Consider the following 20,567-nt stretch of genomic DNA (forward strand, 5'->3'; position numbering starts at 1 on the left):
GGCTCCCAGGGCGCGTCGGGCTCGGTGAGTGACAACGAGCCGTTGGCGGCAATCCGATAGGGCCGGTGCAGGGTAGCGCGGCCAGTGCTGGTGCGTTGTTCCATCACGTACAGAAACCCTTCGCGCAAAGGGCGTATGGCGTAGGCCGCATGCTTGAGTGCGGCGACCTGCTGGGGCTGGCGCAGGTGTTCGGCCAGATCGGGCAAGCGCTTGCGCTGGCCGGGGTTGCCGCCAACCACGGCGTAGCGCAGCGGCAGGATGGTGAAGGTGCGGGTGCAACTGACGGCGGGGCCGAGGTCGAACTGCTCGCTGAGTTCTTCGCAGGATTTGCGGTTGAGCTCGAGGAAGTCTTGCCATGCGATCATCTGAGCGTCCTTACTGCAGCGATTGAATGTTCGCCTGGGCCAGGGCGTCGGCGAGCAGGCGGGGATTTGCACGGGCTTGTGCATTGAGCTGGCCGAATTCAACAATCGCACTCAAACGACAGTAATGCAGATCAGATTGGCGGGGCATGAGAAGTCCTTGTCTGCTGTGGGCGGCTCTCCATCGGGCAGGTTTGAGGGAAGATGCGCTAACAGCGAACACATCTAACGCATCTCAATGAGCTGCTGATGGGGCAAGCCCCGACACTAACGAAGAAGCATTTCTCAGTGATATTTTTGACTTCCTAAAATCGTGTAGGAAGTTTCTCTTCTAGCGATCTTTGGAGGTAGTAAGTATCGGCTTGCTGCGCTAAAGGGACGGAGGCGTTATTGATGCGCAAGAGGGATTGATTGCAGGTGCGCCGGCTGTTCAGCCGGCGAAGGTCTTCACCGCTTGTTGGAAGTTTGTCGCCTATCTGGGTAGGTCGCAGGCGCGGCATTGCGTCGCGCACGGGGCACGATATGGCCCTTGGGATTTCAGATAGCCGCTTCGGCATTGGGCTGCAAAAATGCCGCCTCCAACAACTGCCGGGTATACGCATGCTGCGGCGCATGAAATATCGCCTGCGCATCCCCTTGCTCCACCACCTGCCCATGCTTGATCACCATCAACTGGTGGCTCAACGCCTTGACCACCGCCAAGTCATGGCTGATGAACAGATAAGTCAGGTTGTACTTAAGCTGCAGCGAGCGCAAAAGCTCCACCACCTGTCGCTGCACGGTCCGATCCAGTGCCGAGGTCGGCTCATCGAGCAGAATCAACGCCGGCTTGAGTACCAACGCCCGGGCAATGGCAATCCGCTGCCGCTGCCCGCCGGAAAACTCATGCGGATAGCGGTGTCGAGTGCTTGGATCGAGCCCCACTTCCTGCAACGCCGCGATGATCGCCGCCTCTTGCTCCTCAGCCGTGCCAATGCGGTGAATCCGCAAGCCTTCGCCAACGATATCCGCCACGCACATACGTGGGCTGAGGCTGCCGAACGGGTCTTGGAACACCACCTGCATTTCCCGCCGCAGCGGTCGCACTTCTTGCTGATTAAGGCTTTCCAGGTTCTGCCCGTGGAAGCGGATGCTGCCTTGGCTTGAGATCAAGCGCAAGATCGCCAGGCCCAGGGTCGACTTGCCCGAGCCACTCTCGCCGACGATGCCCAGGGTCTGCCCCTGGGGCAGGCTGAAGTTGATGCCATCGACCGCTTTGACATGATCGACGGTGCGCCGCAGCAAGCCTTTCTTGATCGGGAACCACACGCGCAGGTCATCGACTTCGAGCAGCGGCGCGCCCACCGGGTTTTGCGCGGGCTGGCCGCTGGGTTCGGCGTTGATCAGCATCTGCGTGTAGGGATGCTGCGGGGCGCTGAACAGGGTGGCGCACTCGGCCTGTTCGACGATCTTGCCGCGCTGCATCACGCACACCCGATGGGCGATGCGCCGCACCAGGTTGAGGTCGTGGCTGATCAGCAGCAGGGCCATGCCCAAGCGTGCTTGCAGCTCCTTGAGCAGGTCGAGGATCTTCAACTGCACCGTGACGTCGAGCGCAGTGGTCGGTTCATCGGCAATCAGCAGCTCCGGCTCGTTGGCCAGGGCCATGGCAATCATCACCCGCTGGCGCTGGCCGCCAGACAGCTCGTGGGGCAGGGCCTTGAGGCGCTTGCGCGGTTCGGGGATGCCGACCAGCTCAAGCAGCTCCAGGGTGCGCGCGGTGGCTTGCTTGCCGGTCAGGCCTTTGTGCAGCAGGAGGATCTCGTTGATCTGCTTTTCGATGCTGTGCAGCGGGTTCAGCGAGGTCATTGGTTCTTGGAAAATCATCGCAATGCGGTTGCCGCGAATGCGCTGCATGGGCTTTTCGCCCAGCTGCAGCAGGTCTTTGTCGCCATAGCGGATGCTGCCGCTGGGGTGGCGGGCAAGCGGGTAGGGCAAAAGGCGCAGGATCGAGTGGGCCGTCACCGACTTGCCCGAGCCGCTTTCGCCGACCAGGGCCAGGGTCTCGCCTTTGCGGATGTCGAAGCTGATGCCGTCGACCACGCGGTTGACCTGGTCACCGCTGAGGAACTCGACCGCAAGATCACGGACTTCGATCAGGTTGTGTTCACTCATGTCATTTCCTCGGGTCGAAGGCATCGCGGGCGGACTCGCCGATGAATACCAGCAGGCTGAGCATCAGCGCCAGTACGGCGAAGGCGCTGATGCCCAACCACGGCGCTTGCAGGTTGGACTTGCCCTGGGCGACCAGCTCGCCCAGCGAGGGCGAGCCGGCGGGCAGGCCGAAGCCGAGGAAGTCCAGCGCGGTCAGGGTGCCGATCGCGCCGGTGAGAATGAACGGCATGAAGGTCATGGTCGAGATCATCGCGTTGGGCAGGATGTGCCGGTACATGATCGCGCCGTTGCGCATGCCCAAGGCGCGGGCGGCGCGCACGTATTCGAGGTTGCGCCCACGCAGGAACTCGGCGCGCACCACATCGACCAGGCTCATCCAGGAGAACAGCAGCATGATCCCCAGCAGCCACCAGAAGTTGGGCTGCACGAAGCTGGCGAGGATGATCAGCAGGTACAGCACCGGCAGGCCAGACCAGATCTCCAGAAAGCGCTGGCCAGCCAGATCCACCCAGCCGCCGTAGAAGCCTTGCAAGGCGCCAGCGATGACGCCGACGATCGAGCTGAGCACGGTCAGGGTCAGGGCGAACAGCACCGATACGCGAAAGCCATAGATGACCCGCGACAGCACATCGCGGCCCTGGTCGTCGGTGCCTAGCCAGTTGTCCGCCGAGGGCGGGGCGGGCGCCGGGACCTTGAGGTCGTAGTTGATGCTCTGGTAGCTGAACGGGATCGGCGCCCACAGCACCCAGCTGTCTTTTTTCTCCAGCAGCTCGCGGATGTACGGGCTCTTGTAGTTGGCCTCGAGTGGGAATTCGCCGCCGAAGGTGGTCTCTGGATAGCGTTTGAATGCCGGGAAGTACCATTCACCGTCGTAGCGCACGGCAATCGGTTTGTCGTTGGCGATCAGCTCGGCGCCCAGGCTCAGGCCGAACAGGATGATGAACAACCACAACGACCACCATCCACGGCGGTTGGCCTTGAAGCGCTCGAAGCGCCGGCGATTGAGGGGGGACAGGGCCATGTCAGTGCTCCCGGCTGGCGAAGTCGATGCGCGGATCGACCAGGGTGTAGGTCAGGTCGCCGATCAGTTTCACCACCAGCCCGAGCAGGGTGAAGATGAACAGGGTGCCGAAGACCACCGGGTAGTCGCGATTGATCGCCGCTTCGAAACTCATCAGGCCCAGGCCGTCGAGCGAGAAGATCACCTCGATCAGCAGGGAGCCGGTGAAGAAAATGCCGATGAACGCCGAGGGGAAGCCGGCGATCACCAGCAGCATGGCGTTGCGGAACACGTGCCCGTACAGCACCCGTGGTCGGCTCAGGCCCTTGGCCTTGGCGGTGACCACGTACTGCTTGTTGATTTCGTCGAGGAAGCTGTTCTTGGTCAGCAGGGTCATGGTGGCGAAGTTACCGATCACCAGCGCGGTGATCGGCAGCACCAGGTGCCAGAAGTAGTCGAGCACCTTGCCGGTGGTCGACAGCTCCTCGAAGTTGTTCGAGGTCAGCCCGCGTAGCGGGAACCAGTCGAAGTAGCTGCCGCCGGCGAACAACACGATCAGCAGGATGGCGAACAGGAACGCCGGGATGGCGTAGCCGACGACGATCGCCGAGCTGGTCCAGACGTCGAAGTGGCTGCCGTGGCGTACCGCTTTGGCGATCCCCAGGGGGATCGACACCAGGTACATGATCAGCGTGCTCCATAGCCCGAGCGAGATCGACACCGGCATCTTCTCGGCGATCAGGTCGATGACCTTGGCATCGCGGAAGAAGCTGTCGCCAAAGTCGAGCTGGGCGTAGTTCTTGATCATGATCCACAGCCGCTCGGGCGGCGATTTGTCAAAGCCGTACATGCGCTCGATCTCGGCGATCAGCGCCGGGTCCAGGCCTTGCGCGCCACGGTAGTTGGAGCCGGCCACCGAGACTTCGGCGCCGCCGCCGGCGATGCGGCTGGTGGCGCCGTCGAAGCCTTCGAGCTTGGCGATCATCTGCTCGACTGGGCCGCCGGGGGCGGCCTGGACGATGATGAAGTTGATCACCAGGATGCCCAGCAGGGTTGGGATGATCAGCAGCAAACGACGCAGGATGTAGGCGAGCATGTCAGTTCGCCTCGCCGGGTTGTTCGGCGTCTGCCGGCTGCGTGGTCACTGCCGGGGTGACGTCGGGTTTGATCCACCAGGTGTCGATGCCAACGTCATACTTGGGCGATACCTTGGGGTGGCCGATGTGGTTCCAGTAGGCCACGCGCCAGGTCTTGATGTGCCAGTTGGGGATTACGTAGTAGCCCCACAGCAGTACCCGGTCGAGGGCGCGGGCGTGGTCGATCAGGCTCTGACGGGAGTCGGCGTTGATCAAGGCTTCGACCAGTTGGTCGATGGCCGGGTCGCGCAGGCCGATGAAGTTGCGGCTGCCGGGGTTGTCGGCGGCGCCGCTGGACCAGAACTCGCGCTGTTCGTTGCCTGGCGAGCTGGACTGCGGGAAGCCGCTGACGATCATGTCGAAATCGCGCGAGCGCAGGCGGTTGATGTACTGCGGGACTTCGACGCGGCGAATGCTCAGCTCGATGCCCAGGTCGGCCAGGTTGCGCTTGAACGGCAGCAGCACGCGCTCGAACTCGGTCTGCGCGACCAGGAACTCGATGCTCACCGGTTTGCCTTGGGTGTCGACCATCTTGTCGTTGACGATCTTCCAGCCGGCGTCTTGCAGCAGCTTGTAAGCCTTGCGCTGTTGCTCGCGGATCATGCCGCTGCCGTCGGTGACTGGGTTGTGGAAGGCTTCGCTAAAGGCTTGCTCGGGGATCTTGCCGCGCAGTGGTTCGAGGATCTTCAGCTCGGCCGGCGAGGGCAGGCCCTTGGCGGCCATTTCCGAGTTTTCGAAGTAGCTGCCGGTGCGGGTGTAGGCACCGTTGAACAGCTGCTTGTTGGTCCACTCGTAATCGAGCATCAGGCTCAGCGCCTGGCGTACGCGAATGTCCTGGAATACCGGGCGGCGCAGGTTGAAGACAAAGCCCTGCATGCCGACCGGGTTGCCGTTGAGCAGCTCTTCCTTGATCAGCCGGCCTTCGCGCACCGCTGGCACGTTGTAGGCGGTGGCCCAGTTCTTCGCGGTCATTTCCAGCATGTAGTCGAACTGGCCGGCCTTGAGCGCTTCGAGGGCGACGGTGTTGTCGCGGTAATAGTCGAAGGTCATGGCGTCGAAGTTGTAGAAGCCGCGGTTGATCGGCAGGTCTTTGGCCCAATAGTCCCGGACCCGCTCGTAGCGTACCGAGCGTCCGGCCTTGACCTGGGCGATCTTGTACGGCCCGCTGCCCAGCGGGATTTCCAGGTTGCCTCGGGTGAAGTCGCGCTCGGCGTACCAGTGCATGGGCAGTACCGGCAGTTGGCCGAGAATCAGCGGCAGCTCGCGGTTGTTCTTGTGCTTGAACTTGAACAGTACAGTCAGCGGGTTCTCTGCCACGGCTTCGGCGACGTCGCCGTAGTACACGCGGTACAGCGGCGCGCCTTTGCTGACCAGGGTGTTGAAGGTCCATACCACGTCGTCGGCGCGCATCGGCTGGCCGTCGTGAAAGCGCGCTTCGGAGCGCAGGTAGAAGCGCACCCAGCTATTGTCTGGGGCCTTTTCGATCTTGCCGGCCACCAGGCCGTACTCGGTGAAGGGCTCATCCAGGCTTTGGCGCATCAGGGTGTCGTAGATGCTGCCGATGTTTTCTGCAGGCACGCCCTTGTTGATGAATGGGTTGAGGCTGTCGAAACCGCCGAAGCTGGATTGGCGGAAGGTGCCGCCCTTGGGCGCGTCGGGGTTGACGAAGTCGAAGTGCTTGAAGCTCGCCGGGTACTTGGGCGGCTCATCGTACAAGGTCAGGGCGTGTTGCGGCGCGGCCATTGCCGTCACGCTCAGGCAGGCAAGCAGCAAGCTGCCAGCCAGGCGGCGTAGGCTGTGGGTCGGCATCATTTGGCTTTCTCCGAAGTCTTGAGCCACCAGCTGTTCAAGCCCAGGGTGTAGGGCGGTGTGGTGACGAAGGCGAACCGGTTGCGGTAGGCCAAGCGGTGATTGTCGAGATACCAGTTGGGAATCATGTAGTAGTGCCACGACAGTACCCGGTCCAGGGCGCGCGCAGCGGCGACCTGGTCGTCGCGGGTACGGGCGGCGAGCAGGGTGTCGAGCAGGTGGTCGACCACCGGGTCCTTGACCCCAGCATAGTTCTTGCTGCCCTTGGTCGAGGCTTGGCTGGAATGAAAGTACAGCCACTGCTCAAGGCCGGGGCTCAAGGTCTGGTTCAGGGTCATCAGAATCATGTCGAAGTCGAACTGGTCCAGCCGTTGTTTGTACTGGGCGCGGTCCACGGTGCGCAAGCGCGCATCGATGCCGATGCTCGCCAGATTTTCGACATAAGGTTGCAGGATCCGTTCAAGGTTGGGGTTGACCAGCAACAGCTCGATGCGTAGCTGCTTGCCCTTGGCGTCTACCAGGCGCTGGCCATCGAGCTTCCAGCCCGCCTGGGCGAACAGCGCCAGGGCCTGGCGCAGGGTTTGCCGGCTGACGCCGCTGCCGTTGGTGTGGCTGACCTTGTACGGCTCGGTGTAGAGCTTTGCCGGCAGTTGCGCGCGAAACGGCGCCAGCAGCAGCCACTCCTTGCCGGTCGGCAGGCCGGTGGCGGCAAACTCGCTGTTGGGGTAGTAGCTGGTCGAGCGGCGATAGGCGCTGCTGAACAGGGCGCGGTTGGTCCACTCGAAGTCGAGCATCAGGCCCAGCGCCTGGCGCACCAGCGGGTCGCTGAAGGTCGCCCGGCGGCTGTTCATGAACAGGCCTTGGGTCTGGGTCGGGATGCGATGCGGGATCTGCGCCTTGATCACTTCACCGCGGCGCACCGCGGGGAAGTTGTAGCCGTTGGCCCAGTTCTTGGCCTGGTGCTCGATGTAGATGTCGAACTCACCGGCCTTGAACGCCTCGAAGGCGACAGTGGCGTCGCGATAGAACTCGTATTCGACGCGGTTGAAGTTGTACTTGCCGCGGTTGACCGGCAGATCCTTGCCCCAGTAATCCTTGACCCGCGTGAACACCAGGCGCCGGCCTGGCTGCACTTCAGTAATGCGATACGGCCCGCTGCCCAGCGGTGGCTCGAAGGTGGTGGCCTTGAAGTCGCGCTTTTGCCAGTAGTGCTTGGGCAACACCGGCATTTCGCCCAGGCGTAGGATCAGCAGAGGGTTGCCAGCGCGCTTGAACACGAAGCGGATGCGCAACGGCCCGAGGATATCGACCCGTTGCACTTCCTGCAGGTTGGTGCGGTACAGCGGGTGGCCGTCCTTGAGCAGCGTGCGGTAGGAGAACGCCACGTCCGCCGAGGTGATCGGTTTGCCATCGTGGAAGCGTGCTTCGGGGCGCAGGTTGAACACCACCCAGCTGCGGTCCTCGCTGTACTCGACCGAGCGGGCGATCAGGCCGTAGCTGGAGGTGGGTTCGTCGCCAGACGGGTCGTACATGCCGGTGCCGACCATCAGCGTCTCGTTGAGCTCGTTGATGCCGTACTGCAGGAAGTTTGGCGTGGTGACCGGGCTTGAGCCTTTGAAGGTGTATGGGTTGAGCGTGTCGAAGGTGCCAAATGCCATGGCCCGCAAGGTACCGCCCTTGGGCGCTTGCGGATTGACCCAGTCGAAGTGGGTGAAGGTGGCTGGGTATTTGAGCGTGCCGAACTGCGCGTAACCGTGGCTTTCGCTCACCATCGCGCCTGCGGGAAAGCTCAAGGCCAGGCTGAATGACAGCAGGAGGGGACGTATCAAGTCGGCATCCGATCCAGAGGGCTTTGGGCTTTGGTCGGGCTACAGTAACAGCTTGGCGGGGTTGGAAAAAGAGTGCTGGGAGCGGGGAGGGCACAGCGCTATTTGGCGGTGTTGCTAACGTGGGGCTGCAAGGCAGCCCCAATTCCATCAATGGCCCAGGTAGACAGTCAGGGTCTGGCCGGGTTTGAGCGCATGGCCACTACGCGGATTCCAGCGCTTGAGGTGCTGCATCTCGACATTGAAGCGCTTGGCCACCAGGTACAGCGAGTCGCCCTTGCGTACTTTGTACTGGGTCGAGCGCTGCTTGGACGACGCAACCCGGTTGCCGGCAGCCGAAGGTGCATTACCGCCGCGCAGGGCCAGAACCTGGCCAGCTTTCAGGCGGTTGCCCGAAAGCCGGTTCCAACGCTGGATGTCCTTGACCGAAACCCGATTGGCCTTGGCAATGCTGCCCAGGTTGTCCCCGCGCTTGACCCGGTAGCTACGCGCTGCAGGCGCCTTGGCTTCAGCCACCGCTGCCTCGAACACCGCTTTGCGCGGTTGCAGGCTGACCAACTGCTCGGGGTTGAGGTTGGACAGGCTGGCCGATAGCAACTGCGCCTTGGCGGTAGGCACCAGCAACTGCTTGGGACCATCGACCGTCATGCGCTTCTTGAACGCGGGGTTGAGCTGAATCAGCTCGTCTTCATCCATGTTGGCTAAGGCGGCGACCTTGGACAGGTCCAGGCGGTCGTTGATAGCCACGGCCTCGAAGTAGGGCTCGTTGGCGATCGGGTTGAGGTTGACGCCGTAGGACTCAGGCGTCGACACCACCTGCGACAGCGCCAGCAGCTTGGGCACGTAGTCGCGGGTTTCCTGCGGCAGCGGCAGGTTCCAGTAATCGGTCGGCAGGCCAAGCTTTTCGTTACGCTCGATCGCCCGGCTGACAGTGCCTTCGCCAGCATTGTAGGCGGCCAGCGCCAACAGCCAGTCGCCGTTGAACATGTCGTGCAGGCGGGTGAGGTATTCCAGCGCAGCATTGGTCGACGCGGTGATGTCGCGGCGGCCATCGTAGAAATTGGTTTGACGCAGGTTGAAGTGGCGCCCGGTGGACGGGATGAACTGCCACATGCCAGCGGCGTGGGCCCGCGAGTAGGCCATCGGGTTGTAGGCGCTTTCAATCGCCGGCAGCAGCGCCAGCTCAAGCGGCATGTCGCGTTCTTCCAGGCGCTCGACGATGTAATGCAGGTACAGGCTGCCGCGCTCGCCGGCGGTTTCGACGAATCGTGGGTTGCTGGCGAACCACAGGCGCTGCTGTTCGATGCGAGGGTTGACGTCGATGCTGTCTTGCAGGGCAAAGCCCTGGCGCATGCGCTCCCAGACATCCTGGGGTGCTTGCTCCTTGGGCTTGACCATCAGCGGCGCCGGTTTGTGCTTGATCCGAGCCTGGTAGTTGTGCGCGCGAACGCTTTCGGATTCGTCAACCTGACGGGTGCTCTGGCAGCCCACCAAAGTGGCGGCCAGGGCCAGCGCACTGATCTGTGCGAGGCGCGTCAAAGCGACGGATTGCGAGGTTCTGCGGCTACGAGAAGACATCGGCTGGGACGGGTATCCGGGCAAAAAATTTCGGCGATTCTAGGAACCGCTTCCCGCCCGGTCAACCTTTGGGGACCGATTGCGATATATCTTGAGGTTATCAAAAGCGGTCTTTCCAAGACCTCAAGGCAGCAAAAACAGCGGCTTGGCCTACGTTTGAAAGACCCTTCCATTCGTCTGCTTTTTGTTTAACGGATGTTTCAGCGGTACGCAGGAAGGGGTTGGTCAAGCGTTCCAAACCGATCGTTGATGGCAGAGTGATGCGATCTTGCTCACGCAGGCGGCTAACCTCGGCAAAGCGTGCGACAACGTGCGGGTTTTCTGGTTCTACAGCCTTGGCAAAGCGCAGGTTGCTCAAGGTGTATTCGTGGGCGCAGTACACCTGGGTTTCCGCGGGCAAGGCGGCCAGCCGCTCAAGGGAGTGGTGCATTTGCTCAGGGGTGCCCTCGAACAAGCGACCACAGCCGGCCGCGAACAGGGTGTCGCCACTGAACAACAGGGGGGTGGGCGTCTGCGCGGTGAAATAGGCGATGTGTCCCAAGGTATGGCCGGGCATCGCCATGACCTGGAAACTCAGGCCCAGCGCGGTAACCTGGGCATTGTCTTGCAGGGCCAGGTCGCGGCCGGGGATGGTTTCGGCAGCCGGGCCGCAAACGCGCGCACCTGTCACCTGCTTGAGGTGTTCGACGCCGCCGACGTGATCGTGATGGTGATGAGTGACCAGGATGTCGGTCAGCGCCCAGGTGGGGTTGGCCTTGAGCCAGGCCAGCACCGGCGCGGCGTCACCGGGATCGACCACCGCGCACTGGCGTTTGGCAGTATCCTGTAACAACCAGATGTAGTTGTCGGAGAAAGCGGGTAGGGCATCGATCTGTATCATGGTGCGGATCCGAATCATCTGGCGTGGGACATGAGGGCATCTTAGCCGCGATGGCGCGGCGGGAGAACCTTGGAGGGAAAACGCAATGACCGACCAAGCCTTTGCCCAGGCCGATCCTGAATGGATCGAACTGATCAGCCTGGCCCGCGACTGGTTCCAGGGCCCTCTTGGGCAGTTGATGTTGCGCGAGGAAGAAAAGCTGCTCGAAGACGAACTGGCGCGCTTCTTCGGCGGCTACCTGGTGCATTACGGCCCCTGCGCCGAAACCCCGCCCAGTGCTCCACAGGTGCACCGCAACGTGCGCCTTGGCGCGCCGCTGCCGGGGGTCGAGATCGTCTGCGAAGAACAGGCCTGGCCGCTCTCCGAGCACGCAGCCGATGTGGTGGTGCTGCAGCATGGCCTGGACTTCAGCCTGTCGCCGCATGGCCTGCTGCGAGAGGCGGCCAGCGCTGTGCGCCCGGGTGGCCATTTGCTGATCGTGGGCATCAACCCGTGGAGCAGCTGGGGCATGCGTCATTTCTTCAGCCATGGGGCGCTGCGCAAGGCGCGTTGCATCTCGCCGTCGCGGGTCGGCGACTGGCTCAACCTGCTCGGCTTTGCGCTGGAGAAACGCCGCTTCGGCTGCTATCGTCCGCCGCTGGCCTCGCCGGCCTGGCAACAACGCCTGGCCGGTTGGGAGCGGATGGCCGGCGGTTGGCAAACCTCTGGCGGCGGGGTCTACCTGCTGGTGGCGCGCAAGATGGTGGTCGGCCTGCGGCCGCTGCGTCTGGAGCGGCGCGAGCCAATGGGTAAGTTGCTGCCGTTACCGCTGGCCAAGGTCAACCGCGAGGCAACTAGCCAGCGGGAGCGCCATCCCGGTCGATAATCCATAGCGAGTTAAGGCAGTACATGAGCGATAGCATCGAGATCTACACCGATGGCGCCTGCAAGGGCAACCCTGGCCCGGGTGGCTGGGGGGTGCTGATGGTCTACAAGGGCGTCGAGAAGGAATTGTGGGGCGGTGAGCTCGAGACCACCAACAATCGCATGGAACTAATGGCGGCGATCGAGGGCCTGCGGGCGCTCAAGCGTGAATGCGAGGTGGTGCTGACCACCGACTCGCAGTACGTGATGAAGGGCATCAACGAGTGGATGGCCAACTGGAAGAAGCGCGGTTGGAAGACCGCGGCCAAGGAACCGGTGAAAAACGCTGACTTGTGGCGCGAGCTCGACGAGCAGGTCAACCGACACAAGGTCACCTGGAAATGGGTGCGCGGGCATATCGGCCACCCTGGCAACGAACGCGCTGACCAGTTGGCCAATCGCGGCGTCGACGAGGTACGCGCCAAGCGCTGAGCTGGGGTACAATCGCCGGCTTTCCCTCGAAGTACCAGTTGGAGCCACCCGCGTGGAGCAGCAGAACAGCAGATTCGTCGTCCTCGATACCGAAACGACCGGCATGCCGGTCAGTGAGGGGCATCGGATCATCGAGATCGGTTGTGTCGAAGTCATGGGCCGGCGCCTGACCGGGCGGCACTTCCACGTCTATCTGCAGCCCGACCGCGAGAGTGACGAAGGCGCGATTGGTGTGCACGGCATCACTGATGCATTCTTGGTTGGCAAACCACGTTTTGCCGACGTGGCCGAGGAGTTCTTCGAGTTTATCCAGGGTGCCCAGCTGGTCATCCATAACGCGGCGTTCGACGTTGGCTTCATCAACAACGAGTTCGCCATGCTCGGTCAGCACGACCGCGCAGACATCTCCAAGCACTGCGGCATTCTCGACACCCTGATGCTGGCGCGTGCGCGCCATCCGGGCCAGCGCAATAGCCTTGATGCCTTGTGCAAACGCTACGGCATCGACAACTCCGGCCGTGAACTGCACGGCGCCTTGCTCGACTCCGAGTTGTTGGCGGACGTTTACCTGGCGATGACCGGCGGGCAGACCAGCCTGTCGCTGGCTGGGCATGGCGCTGACGGTGAAGAGGGTAGCAACAGCACTGGCAGTGAGATTCGCCGTATCGTCGGACGCCAGCCTGGGCGGATCATCATGGCCTCGGCTGAAGAGTTGGAAGCGCATGCCGAGCGTCTGGCAGCAGTGGCCAAGTCGGCGGGTGGGCCGGCTTTGTGGCAGAGCCTGACCGAAGGTTGATCGAGCCCTGCGGGGTGTCAGGGCTGGCCTCTTCGCGGGCAAGCCCGCTCCCACAGGGTTTTGTGTTGTCCTGTAAATGTTGGGCCTGTCTGGGGAATGCTATGTGCAGGTCTGCCTTTGTGGTGCCAGGGCTGGCCTCTTCGCGGGCGAGCCCGCTCCAGGCTCTCGGCTTAAGAACGCTACGCTCCCTGTGGGAGCGGGCTTGCCCGCGAAGAGGCCGGGGCTGACAGCACAAATACTAAACGTCGCAGCCTGAGCAACCAGCTTCTACCCTGAAAGAACCCAGCAGTTCTGCCCAGGTGGTGGTTGCCCATGTACAAGGACCTGCAGTTCCCGATCCTGATCGTTCACCGGGCGATCAAGGCTGACAGCGTCGCCGGTGAGCGCGTGCGTGCCATCGCTGCTGAATTGGCCCAGGACGGCTTCACCATCCTGGCCGCCGCCGACCACGCCGAAGCGCGCCTGGTCGCCGCTACCCATCATGGCTTGGCCTGCATGCTGATCGCCGCTGAAGGGGTCGGCGACAACACTCATCTGTTGCAGAACATGGCCGAGCTGATCAGCCTGGCGCGTCTGCGCGCGCCAAACCTGCCGATCTTCGCCCTCGGCGAACAGGTCACCCTGGAGAACGCCCCCGCCGAGGCGATGAGCGAGCTCAACCAGTTGCGTGGCATTCTTTACCTGTTCGAAGACACCGTGCCGTTTCTCGCCCGCCAGGTCGCGCGGGCTGCGCACAACTACCTCGATGGCCTGCTGCCGCCGTTTTTCAAGGCATTGGTGCAGCACACCGCGCAATCGAACTATTCCTGGCACACCCCCGGCCACGGCGGCGGGGTGGCTTATCGCAAAAGCCCGGTGGGGCAGGCATTCCACCAGTTCTTCGGCGAGAACACGCTGCGTTCGGACCTGTCGGTATCGGTGCCCGAGTTGGGATCCTTGCTCGATCACACCGGCCCCTTGGCCGAGGCTGAAGCACGCGCTGCGCGCAATTTTGGCGCCGATCACACCTTCTTCGTGATCAACGGCACCTCGACGGCCAACAAGATCGTCTGGCATTCGATGGTCGGCCGTGACGACCTGGTGCTCGTCGACCGCAACTGCCACAAGTCCGTGGTGCACGCGATCATCATGACCGGCGCCATTCCCATTTACCTGTGCCCCGAGCGCAATGAGTTGGGCATCATCGGGCCGATTCCGTTGAGTGAGTTCAGCGCTGCGTCGATCCAGGCCAAGATCGCCGCCAACCCGCTGGCCACAGGCCGACCGGCGCGGATCAAGCTGGCAGTGGTAACCAACTCGACCTACGACGGGCTGTGCTATCACGCCGGGATGATCAAGCAGGCGTTGGGTAATAGCGTCGAAGTGCTGCATTTTGACGAAGCCTGGTTCGCCTATGCCGCCTTTCATGAGTTTTTTGCCGGCCGTTACGCCATGGGCACGCCGCGCAGTGCCGACAGCCCGCTGCTGTTCAGCACGCATTCGACCCACAAGTTGTTGGCCGCCTTCAGCCAGGCGTCGATGATTCATGTGCAGGACGGCGCCACGCGCCAGCTCGACCGCGACCGCTTCAATGAAGCGTTCATGATGCACATCTCAACCTCGCCGCAGTACAGCATCCTGGCCTCGCTGGACGTCGCCTCGGCGATGATGGAAGGCCCTGCTGGACGTTCGCTGTTGCAGGAGATGTTCGACGAGGCACTGAGCTTTCGCCGCGCCCTGGCCAACCTGCGCGAGCACATCGCTGCCAATGACTGGTGGTTCAGCATCTGGCAGCCGGAGCGTGCCGAGGGCATCCAGCACATTACCGCCCAGGACTGGCTGTTGCAGCCCGGTGCGCCCTGGCATGGCTTTGGCGAGGTGGAGCAGGACTATGTGTTGCTCGATCCGCTCAAAGTTACCCTGGTCATGCCGGGGCTGACGGCTGGCGGCGCGCTGGGTGCGCATGGCATTCCGGCGGCGGTGGTGAGCAAGTTTCTCTGGGAGCGTGGGCTGGTGGTGGAAAAGACCGGGCTATATAGCTTTCTGGTGCTGTTCTCGATGGGCATCACCAAGGGCAAATGGAGCACTTTGCTAACCGAGCTGCTGGAGTTCAAGCGCCACTATGACGCGAACAGCCCCTTGAGCGTCAGCCTGCCGAGCGTGGTGGCGCAGGCGCCGATGCGTTACCAGGGGTTGGGCCTACGTGATCTGTGCGGCCAGTTGCACGAGTGTTATCGCAGCAATGCCACGGCCAAGCAGCTCAAGCGCCTGTTTACCCGTTTGCCGGAGGTGGCCATCACCCCGGCGCTGGCCTATGACCATCTGGTGCGCGCGGCGGTCGAGGCAGTGCCGGTCGAGGCGTTGCTAGGGCGGATCTCGGCGGTGATGCTGGTGCCCTATCCGCCTGGTATCCCGTTGATCATGCCAGGGGAGCGCTTCACCGAAACGACGCGCTCGATCCTCGATTACCTGGCCTTCGCCCGCGCGTTCGACCAGGGCTTCCCTGGTTTTGTCGCCGATGTGCACGGTTTGCAAAGCGAAGACAGTGGCCAAGGGCGCATCTACACGGTCGACTGCGTCAAGGAATGCGGATGATTTCCACGCCGCTTTGCGCCAGTTCGAAACGGTCCTCACCCAAGTGGTTGACCCGGTCACCGATGGCCAGGCGATAGCTGCTGATCGGCGCGCCAAGCACGCTGCCATCGGCCTGGAGGGTCGACTCCTGGAACTCATGGACGGGGTAGATACGGCCTTCGGCGTCACGGGCGTGGAATTGGCCGACCAGTACTGCTGCCATTTTGGGGGGAAACCTCTGAAAAATGTAGGAAATGTCTGCAGACATAGACCAGTGAAACCCTTGGGAAGTTTTCTATCAAGAGGAAAAAAACCTCGGCGCCGAGGAACGGTCATCTATAACTACTAGGTCCATCAGCCAGCAGAGGGTGTAAATCGCCATGAGCCAGGTGTTTTCGGTAGCAGTCGTGGTCGGCAGCTTGCGCAAGGAATCCTACAACCGCAAGGTGGCCCGGGCCTTGAGTGAGCTGGCGTCCTCCAGCCTTGCCCTGAAAATCGTCGAGATCGGCGACCTGCCCCTGTACAACGAGGATGTCGAGGCCAGCGGCGCGCCGGATGCGTGGAAGCGCTTTCGCGACGAGATCCGCCGTAGCGATGCGGTGCTGTTCGTCACCCCGGAGTACAACCGCTCGGTGCCGGGTTGCCTTAAAAACGCCATTGACGTGGGCTCCCGGCCGTATGGCCAAAGTGCCTGGGGGGGGAAGCCAACGGCGGTGGTGAGCGTCTCGCCGGGGGCGATTGGCGGGTTTGGCGCCAACCATGCGGTGCGTCAGTCGCTGGTGTTTCTCGATATGCCGTGCATGCAGATGCCCGAGGCGTATATCGGTGGGGCGGCGAGCTTGTTCGAAGAGTCTGGCAAGCTCAATGACAAGACTCGGCCATTCTTGCAGGCGTTTATCGATAAGTTTGCTGCCTGGGTGAAACTCAATCGGGCCGTGTGAGTCGTTGATCTGTTATCGCGGGGCAAGCCCGCTCCCACGCCAATTACCTCATGCCTGAGGCGTGGCGTGGGAGCCGGCTTGCCCCGCGATAGCGTCAGAACTGACGGCACATGATCAAAATGCCTGCGGCATATCACCCTTGGCCAAGCGTCGGTTGATGTCGGCAATCACCTCTGGCAAGTCATTGATGGTGTCGATCAGGTAGTGCGGGCGCGAGCCTTCAAACAGCGCATGAATACGCTTGCGCTCACTTTCGAGCTTCTCGGCACCAAGCGCCTGGTAGCCTTCCCAGGTCAGCCCCAGGGCATTGCCCGAGCACACCAGCGCCACGGTCCACATGCCGGCGCGGCGACCTTCGAGAATCCCCGGCACGGTGTCGTCGACTTTTACGCACGCCGCCACATCATCGATGCCCAGCGCGATCACGTTGGTCAGGGCCTGGGCCGGCCAGGGGCGGCCGTTGGGGGTCTCATCGGTGGCCACCACGTGGTCGGCGATATAGCCGTTTTGCTTGGCCAGCTCCACCACCTTGTCCATCACCACTTTCGGATAACCCGAGCACGAGCCGATCTTCAGGCCATCCTGGCGCAGCCCGGTCAGGGTCTCTAGCGCCCCTGGGATCAGCGCCGAGTGCACGGCGATCTTCTCGATCTGCAGCGGCATGAAGCGGTTGTAGATAGCTGTGACATCATCATCTGTCGGCGTGCGGCCAAACACGTTGCGATAGCGCTCGGCAATCGCCGGCTGGTCGCACAGGGTGCGGATGTGGTCCCACTTGCCCATGCCCATCGGGCCACGGGCTTCTTCGATGGACACCTCGACATCGAATTCGGCAAAGGCCTCGACGAAGATCTGGGTTGGCGCGAAGGAGCCAAAGTCGACCACGGTGCCAGCCCAGTCAAGGATGGCGGCTTGCAGGCGGGTAGGGTTGCTGTAGTTCATGTCCAGTAATCCTTCAAAGGTAGAGGCAAAGTCAGATGTCCAGCACTTCCATTTCCCGCAGCACTTGCGCCACAGCATCGACGGCGGCCTGCATGCCATCTGCGCCAACCACGCCGATGCAACCGACGCGGAAGGTTTCGACCTGGGTCAGCTTGCCCGGGTAGAGGATGAAACCCTTGGCCTTGACCCGCTCATAGAAGTCCTTGAACTGGTAGCGCGGGTCGTTGGGGGCGTGGAAGGTGACGATGATCGGCGCCTGGATTTCAGCCGGCAGGAAGCTTTTCAGGCCGATCGCCGCCATGCCCTCGAGCAGGGTCTGGCAGTTGCCCGAGTAGCGCTGATGACGCGCCGGCAGGCCGCCTTCTTCGTTGTATTGCTGCAAGGCTTCGTGCAGGGCGGCGACCACGTGAGTCGGTGGGGTGAAGCGCCATTGGCCAGTCTTGGCCATGTAGCTGTGCTGGTCGTAGAGGTCCATGGCCAGCGAATGGGCGTTGCCTTCGGCGTCAGCCAGGGCGCTCTTCTCGGCGAACACGAAGCCCATTCCCGGTACGCCTTCCAGGCACTTGCCGGAGGCGGCGATCAGCGCTTCGAACGGCACCTGGCGAGCATCGATCGGCAGCGCGCCGAAGGAACTCATGGCGTCGATGATCAAGCGCTTGCCGTGGCGTTTCACGACTTGTGCGATCTCGGGCAGCGGGTTGAGGATGCCGGTGCTGGTCTCGCAGTGGATCAGTGCCACATGGGTCACGGCCGGATCGGCTGCCAGCAGGCGGTCGACGTCTTCGGCGGTGGTCGGTTGGTCTTCGGCGGTCTCGAAGGTGCTGAAGTTGCGCCCCAGCACGTTGCAGATCTTGGCCAGGCGCTGGCCATAGGCGCCATTGATCAGCACCAGGACCTTGCCGTCACGCGGCACCAGGGTGCCGATGGCGGCTTCCACGGCGAAGGTGCCGCTGCCTTGCAGCGGCACGCAGTGGTGGCTGGCGCTGGCGTCAAGGATTGCCAGGAGCTGCTCGCAGACACTGGCAGTCAGTTGATTGAAGTCGCGATCCCACGAACCCCAGTCCACCAGCATGGCTTGGCGGGTACGGGCGGAGGTGGTCAGTGGGCCGGGGGTCAGCAGGATAGGGGCGTTGCTCATACCGGAGTTCCTCGCAAGCGGCGGGTGGTCAGCGAATAAGTGGGTGCTGAAACTACGGGTGCTAGGTTGCAATTGGCTTTGTCATCAATCAAATTGTTTGTCGTTATGCCAGCCATAAGTCAGGCCGATAAATATGAACCTGTTCCAGCTTCGCGCTTTCGATGCCGTCGCCCGCGAAGGCAGTTTCACCCGCGCCGCCGCCCGCTTGTTCATCAGCCAGCCGGCAGTGACCGGGCACGTCAAAGCGCTGGAAGAGCATTACCAGATCACCTTGCTGCGACGGACCGCGCGCCGGGTCGAGCTGACCGAAGAGGGCACGCGCCTGGCAGCCATCACCCGGGCCATGTTCGGCCTGGCGGAAGAGGCGCAGGCGATGCTCGAAGCCAATCGCCAGTTGCTGACCGGACGGTTGGAGGTTGCCGCCGATGGGCCGCACCGGGTGATGCCGATGCTCGCCCAGCTGCGTGCCCGCTACCCTGGTATCACTGTCAACCTGCGCCTGGGCAATGCCCAGGAAACCTTGGCAGCGCTGCTTTCGGAGCATGCCGACGTGGCGGTACTGACCGAGGTCGAGCCGCGCAAGGGCTTGTACTTGCAAAGTTTGGGAGACTCACGCCTGTGCGCGCTGTTGCCGGTCGGTCACCCGTGGGCCGACGATCAGGGTGAGCTGCCCTTGGCCGATCTCGATCGGCAGATCATGGTGCTGCGCGAACCCAGCTCGATCACCCGGCGCACCTTCGACCAGGCCTGTCGCGAGGCCGAGGTCAGCCCGCGGGTGTTGCTCGAACTGGACAGCCGCGAGGCGGTCACCGAGGCGGTCGCCGCCGAGCTTGGCATTGGCATCGTCTCGTCGGTTGAAGTGGCGCACGACCCACGGGTGGTGGCGCGGCCGATCAGCGGGGCGGGCCTGGTCAACCGGCATATGATCGGTTGCCTGGAACGGCGCCGCGAGCTGCGCTTGATCCAGGCCTTCCTGGGGCTGGCCACAGATCTTTGAGCCATGCTGACGAATACCGCGCAGCGGCCTAAGATGGCCGACTCCGAGCAACCTCGCGCTGGACGGCCGATGAGCGAGAAAGACACCATCTCCATGCAACTGGTGCGCGAAGCGCTATTGCAGACCTGCCCGGCGGGCCAGCCCGACACCGGTGTGCTGCTGCGCGCTGGCATCGATCCAGCGCAGTTGGAGCAGGCAGAGGCGCGGGTCTCTGCCAATGCTTACGCACGACTCTGGCGGCTGCTGGCGCGGCGCTGCAACGATGAGTTCTTCGCCATGGACCGGCGCGGTTTGCCTAATGGCAGCCTGGCTTTCATGACCCGCGCGGCGATGGCCCAACCGAGCCTGGGGGCGGGGCTGGAGATTGCCCTGGGCTTTCTTTCGTTGATGCTCGACGACTTGCAACCGAGCCTGGTACGCCAGCAGAGCCTGGCCGAGATCGTGATCAATGAACCGTGCGAGCAGCCGCGCCGGGCATTTACCTATTTCACCTTCTGGATGATCGTGCACGGCGTGGCCTGTTGGCTGGCCGGGCGGCGCATTGCGATCCTGGCAGTCGACCTGCGCTGCGCCGAGCCGCCGTTTTGCGATGATTATCGAGTAATGTTTTCGGAAAACCTGCAATTTGATCGGCCACGTACACGCATGATCATTACCGGCGATTGCCTGGACCTGCCCATCAAGCGCTCGGCGCAGGAGCTACAGCGTTTCCTGGCCGAGGCACCGGGCAATATCCTGGTCAAATATCGCGATCCGGCCAGCCTGGCCAGGCGTATCCGCGCTGACCTGCTAGGCCTGGATCCGACGCAATGGCCAGACGCCGGTAGTCTGGCCCGGCACTTGTGTCTGTCCAGCGCTACTTTGCGCCGGCGATTGGCCGAAGAGGGGCAGACTTATCAGGGCCTCAAAGACAGCGTGCGTCGAGAGCTGGCGATCGCTTGGCTAGCCCAGGCCGAGCCGAGCCTGGGGGACATTGCCGAGCGTCTTGGCTTCGCTGATAGCAGTTCGTTCTACAAGGCGTTTCGCAAGTGGTTCGGCTGCAACCCAGGGCACTATCGGAGCCTGGTCCATAGCCGTGGGGACGAGCTGCCCTAGGCGGTGTGCTTTCCCGCTGATCGAG

Annotated in this window: 19 protein-coding genes; 7 read left to right on the forward strand and 12 right to left on the reverse strand. The window is 62.7% G+C overall.

Translation table 11 applies throughout. The features are described from left to right. From ACI2JX_RS23960 to gloB, 9 genes are all read right to left on the reverse strand, one after another. The coding region (locus ACI2JX_RS23960; protein ID WP_404691127.1) for a toxin VasX at positions 1-365 on the reverse strand (365 nt) is incomplete at its 3' end. 10 nt (positions 366-375) lie between these two features. Continuing rightward, a complete protein-coding gene (locus ACI2JX_RS23965) occupies positions 376-513 on the reverse strand; it encodes a hypothetical protein (RefSeq protein ID WP_368973677.1) in 138 nt (45 codons plus the stop codon). Between the two features lie 386 nt (positions 514-899). Beyond that, positions 900-2,516 (reverse strand): ABC transporter ATP-binding protein, encoded by a 1,617-nt coding sequence (locus ACI2JX_RS23970; RefSeq protein ID WP_264234940.1) that lies wholly within the window; start codon positions 2,514-2,516, stop codon positions 900-902. A 1-nt stretch (position 2,517) separates the two neighbouring features. Further along, a complete protein-coding gene (locus ACI2JX_RS23975) occupies positions 2,518-3,537 on the reverse strand; it encodes an ABC transporter permease (RefSeq protein ID WP_186555741.1) in 1,020 nt (339 codons plus the stop codon). A 1-nt stretch (position 3,538) separates the two neighbouring features. Beyond that, a complete protein-coding gene (locus tag ACI2JX_RS23980; protein ID WP_186555742.1) occupies positions 3,539-4,612 on the reverse strand; it encodes a microcin C ABC transporter permease YejB in 1,074 nt (357 codons plus the stop codon). A 1-nt stretch (position 4,613) separates the two neighbouring features. Beyond that, entirely contained in the window at positions 4,614-6,464 is a 1,851-nt protein-coding gene (locus tag ACI2JX_RS23985; RefSeq protein WP_404691128.1) for an extracellular solute-binding protein, read from the reverse strand. Continuing rightward, on the reverse strand, positions 6,461-8,290 hold the full coding sequence (locus tag ACI2JX_RS23990) for an extracellular solute-binding protein (protein WP_404691129.1): 1,830 nt from the start codon (positions 8,288-8,290) through the stop codon (positions 6,461-6,463). The genes ACI2JX_RS23985 and ACI2JX_RS23990 overlap by 4 nt, the downstream gene beginning before the upstream one ends. A gap of 147 nt (positions 8,291-8,437) precedes the next feature. Then, the gene (locus ACI2JX_RS23995) at positions 8,438-9,865 is read right to left on the reverse strand and encodes a transglycosylase SLT domain-containing protein (RefSeq protein ID WP_404691130.1); all 1,428 of its coding nucleotides are present in this window, start codon (positions 9,863-9,865) and stop codon (positions 8,438-8,440) included. Between the two features lie 100 nt (positions 9,866-9,965). After that, on the reverse strand, positions 9,966-10,745 hold the full coding sequence (gene gloB, locus ACI2JX_RS24000; protein WP_404691131.1) for a hydroxyacylglutathione hydrolase: 780 nt from the start codon (positions 10,743-10,745) through the stop codon (positions 9,966-9,968). Positions 10,746-10,830: 85 nt separating this feature from the next. Here gloB and ACI2JX_RS24005 point away from each other — a divergent pair, with 85 nt between their 5' ends. The 4 genes from ACI2JX_RS24005 (at position 10,831) to ACI2JX_RS24020 (ending at position 15,450) form a co-directional block, all read left to right on the forward strand. After that, positions 10,831-11,610, forward strand: a complete 780-nt coding sequence (locus ACI2JX_RS24005; protein ID WP_264234935.1) for a class I SAM-dependent methyltransferase — start codon at positions 10,831-10,833, stop codon at positions 11,608-11,610. 23 nt (positions 11,611-11,633) lie between these two features. Continuing rightward, on the forward strand, positions 11,634-12,080 hold the full coding sequence (gene rnhA, locus ACI2JX_RS24010; protein ID WP_186555747.1) for a ribonuclease HI: 447 nt from the start codon (positions 11,634-11,636) through the stop codon (positions 12,078-12,080). Between the two features lie 52 nt (positions 12,081-12,132). Beyond that, positions 12,133-12,876, forward strand: a complete 744-nt coding sequence (gene dnaQ, locus ACI2JX_RS24015; protein WP_264234933.1) for a DNA polymerase III subunit epsilon — start codon at positions 12,133-12,135, stop codon at positions 12,874-12,876. A 312-nt stretch (positions 12,877-13,188) separates the two neighbouring features. Continuing rightward, positions 13,189-15,450, forward strand: coding sequence for an Orn/Lys/Arg decarboxylase N-terminal domain-containing protein (locus ACI2JX_RS24020; RefSeq protein ID WP_404691132.1), 2,262 nt, complete (start codon positions 13,189-13,191; stop codon positions 15,448-15,450). Here the strand turns inward: ACI2JX_RS24020 and ACI2JX_RS24025 are convergent. Then, entirely contained in the window at positions 15,434-15,652 is a 219-nt protein-coding gene (locus ACI2JX_RS24025; protein ID WP_186555749.1) for a hypothetical protein, read from the reverse strand. The genes ACI2JX_RS24020 and ACI2JX_RS24025 overlap by 17 nt on opposite strands. Positions 15,653-15,809: 157 nt before the next feature. On the opposite strand from ACI2JX_RS24025, the gene ACI2JX_RS24030 reads away from it, so the two are divergent. Beyond that, positions 15,810-16,370: an NADPH-dependent FMN reductase gene (locus ACI2JX_RS24030; protein ID WP_186555750.1), complete on the forward strand. Its 561-nt coding sequence runs from the start codon at positions 15,810-15,812 to the stop codon at positions 16,368-16,370. 114 nt (positions 16,371-16,484) lie between these two features. Here ACI2JX_RS24030 and phnX read toward each other — a convergent pair whose 3' ends face one another. Next, entirely contained in the window at positions 16,485-17,312 is an 828-nt protein-coding gene (gene phnX / locus ACI2JX_RS24035; protein WP_404691133.1) for a phosphonoacetaldehyde hydrolase, read from the reverse strand. Between the two features lie 31 nt (positions 17,313-17,343). After that, the gene (locus tag ACI2JX_RS24040; protein ID WP_404691134.1) at positions 17,344-18,450 is read right to left on the reverse strand and encodes a 2-aminoethylphosphonate--pyruvate transaminase; all 1,107 of its coding nucleotides are present in this window, start codon (positions 18,448-18,450) and stop codon (positions 17,344-17,346) included. A 133-nt stretch (positions 18,451-18,583) separates the two neighbouring features. On the opposite strand from ACI2JX_RS24040, the gene ACI2JX_RS24045 reads away from it, so the two are divergent. Further along, positions 18,584-19,447 carry a LysR substrate-binding domain-containing protein gene (locus tag ACI2JX_RS24045; RefSeq protein WP_264234929.1) on the forward strand — a complete coding sequence of 288 codons (864 nt, stop codon included), beginning with the start codon at positions 18,584-18,586 and terminating at the stop codon, positions 19,445-19,447. 69 nt (positions 19,448-19,516) lie between these two features. After that, complete coding sequence (locus tag ACI2JX_RS24050; protein WP_264235132.1) at positions 19,517-20,542, forward strand: AraC family transcriptional regulator; 1,026 nt, start codon at positions 19,517-19,519, stop codon at positions 20,540-20,542. The last annotated feature ends 25 nt before the right edge of the window (positions 20,543-20,567 follow it).

The sequence above is a fragment of the Pseudomonas sp. NPDC088890 genome (assembly GCF_044900155.1).
GTDB classification, from domain to species: Bacteria; Pseudomonadota; Gammaproteobacteria; order Pseudomonadales; family Pseudomonadaceae; genus Aquipseudomonas; species Aquipseudomonas urmiensis.

Bases quoted from the DNA above. Each gene is read 5' to 3' on its own strand.
- ACI2JX_RS23965 (WP_368973677.1), bottom strand. From the start codon at position 513: ATGCCCCGCCAATCTGATCTGCATTACTGTCGTTTGAGTGCGATTGTT.
- ACI2JX_RS23970 (WP_264234940.1), bottom strand. From the start codon at position 2,516: ATGAGTGAACACAACCTGATCGAAGTCCGTGATCTTGCGGTCGAGTTC.
- ACI2JX_RS23975 (WP_186555741.1), bottom strand. From the start codon at position 3,537: ATGGCCCTGTCCCCCCTCAATCGCCGGCGCTTCGAGCGCTTCAAGGCC.
- ACI2JX_RS23980 (WP_186555742.1), bottom strand. From the start codon at position 4,612: ATGCTCGCCTACATCCTGCGTCGTTTGCTGCTGATCATCCCAACCCTG.
- ACI2JX_RS23985 (WP_404691128.1), bottom strand. From the start codon at position 6,464: ATGATGCCGACCCACAGCCTACGCCGCCTGGCTGGCAGCTTGCTGCTT.
- ACI2JX_RS23995 (WP_404691130.1), bottom strand. From the start codon at position 9,865: ATGTCTTCTCGTAGCCGCAGAACCTCGCAATCCGTCGCTTTGACGCGC.
- gloB (WP_404691131.1), bottom strand. From the start codon at position 10,745: ATGATACAGATCGATGCCCTACCCGCTTTCTCCGACAACTACATCTGG.
- ACI2JX_RS24005 (WP_264234935.1), top strand. From the start codon at position 10,831: ATGACCGACCAAGCCTTTGCCCAGGCCGATCCTGAATGGATCGAACTG.
- rnhA (WP_186555747.1), top strand. From the start codon at position 11,634: ATGAGCGATAGCATCGAGATCTACACCGATGGCGCCTGCAAGGGCAAC.
- ACI2JX_RS24020 (WP_404691132.1), top strand. From the start codon at position 13,189: ATGTACAAGGACCTGCAGTTCCCGATCCTGATCGTTCACCGGGCGATC.
- ACI2JX_RS24025 (WP_186555749.1), bottom strand. From the start codon at position 15,652: ATGGCAGCAGTACTGGTCGGCCAATTCCACGCCCGTGACGCCGAAGGC.
- ACI2JX_RS24030 (WP_186555750.1), top strand. From the start codon at position 15,810: ATGAGCCAGGTGTTTTCGGTAGCAGTCGTGGTCGGCAGCTTGCGCAAG.
- phnX (WP_404691133.1), bottom strand. From the start codon at position 17,312: ATGAACTACAGCAACCCTACCCGCCTGCAAGCCGCCATCCTTGACTGG.
- ACI2JX_RS24040 (WP_404691134.1), bottom strand. From the start codon at position 18,450: ATGAGCAACGCCCCTATCCTGCTGACCCCCGGCCCACTGACCACCTCC.
- ACI2JX_RS24045 (WP_264234929.1), top strand. From the start codon at position 18,584: ATGAACCTGTTCCAGCTTCGCGCTTTCGATGCCGTCGCCCGCGAAGGC.
- ACI2JX_RS24050 (WP_264235132.1), top strand. From the start codon at position 19,517: ATGAGCGAGAAAGACACCATCTCCATGCAACTGGTGCGCGAAGCGCTA.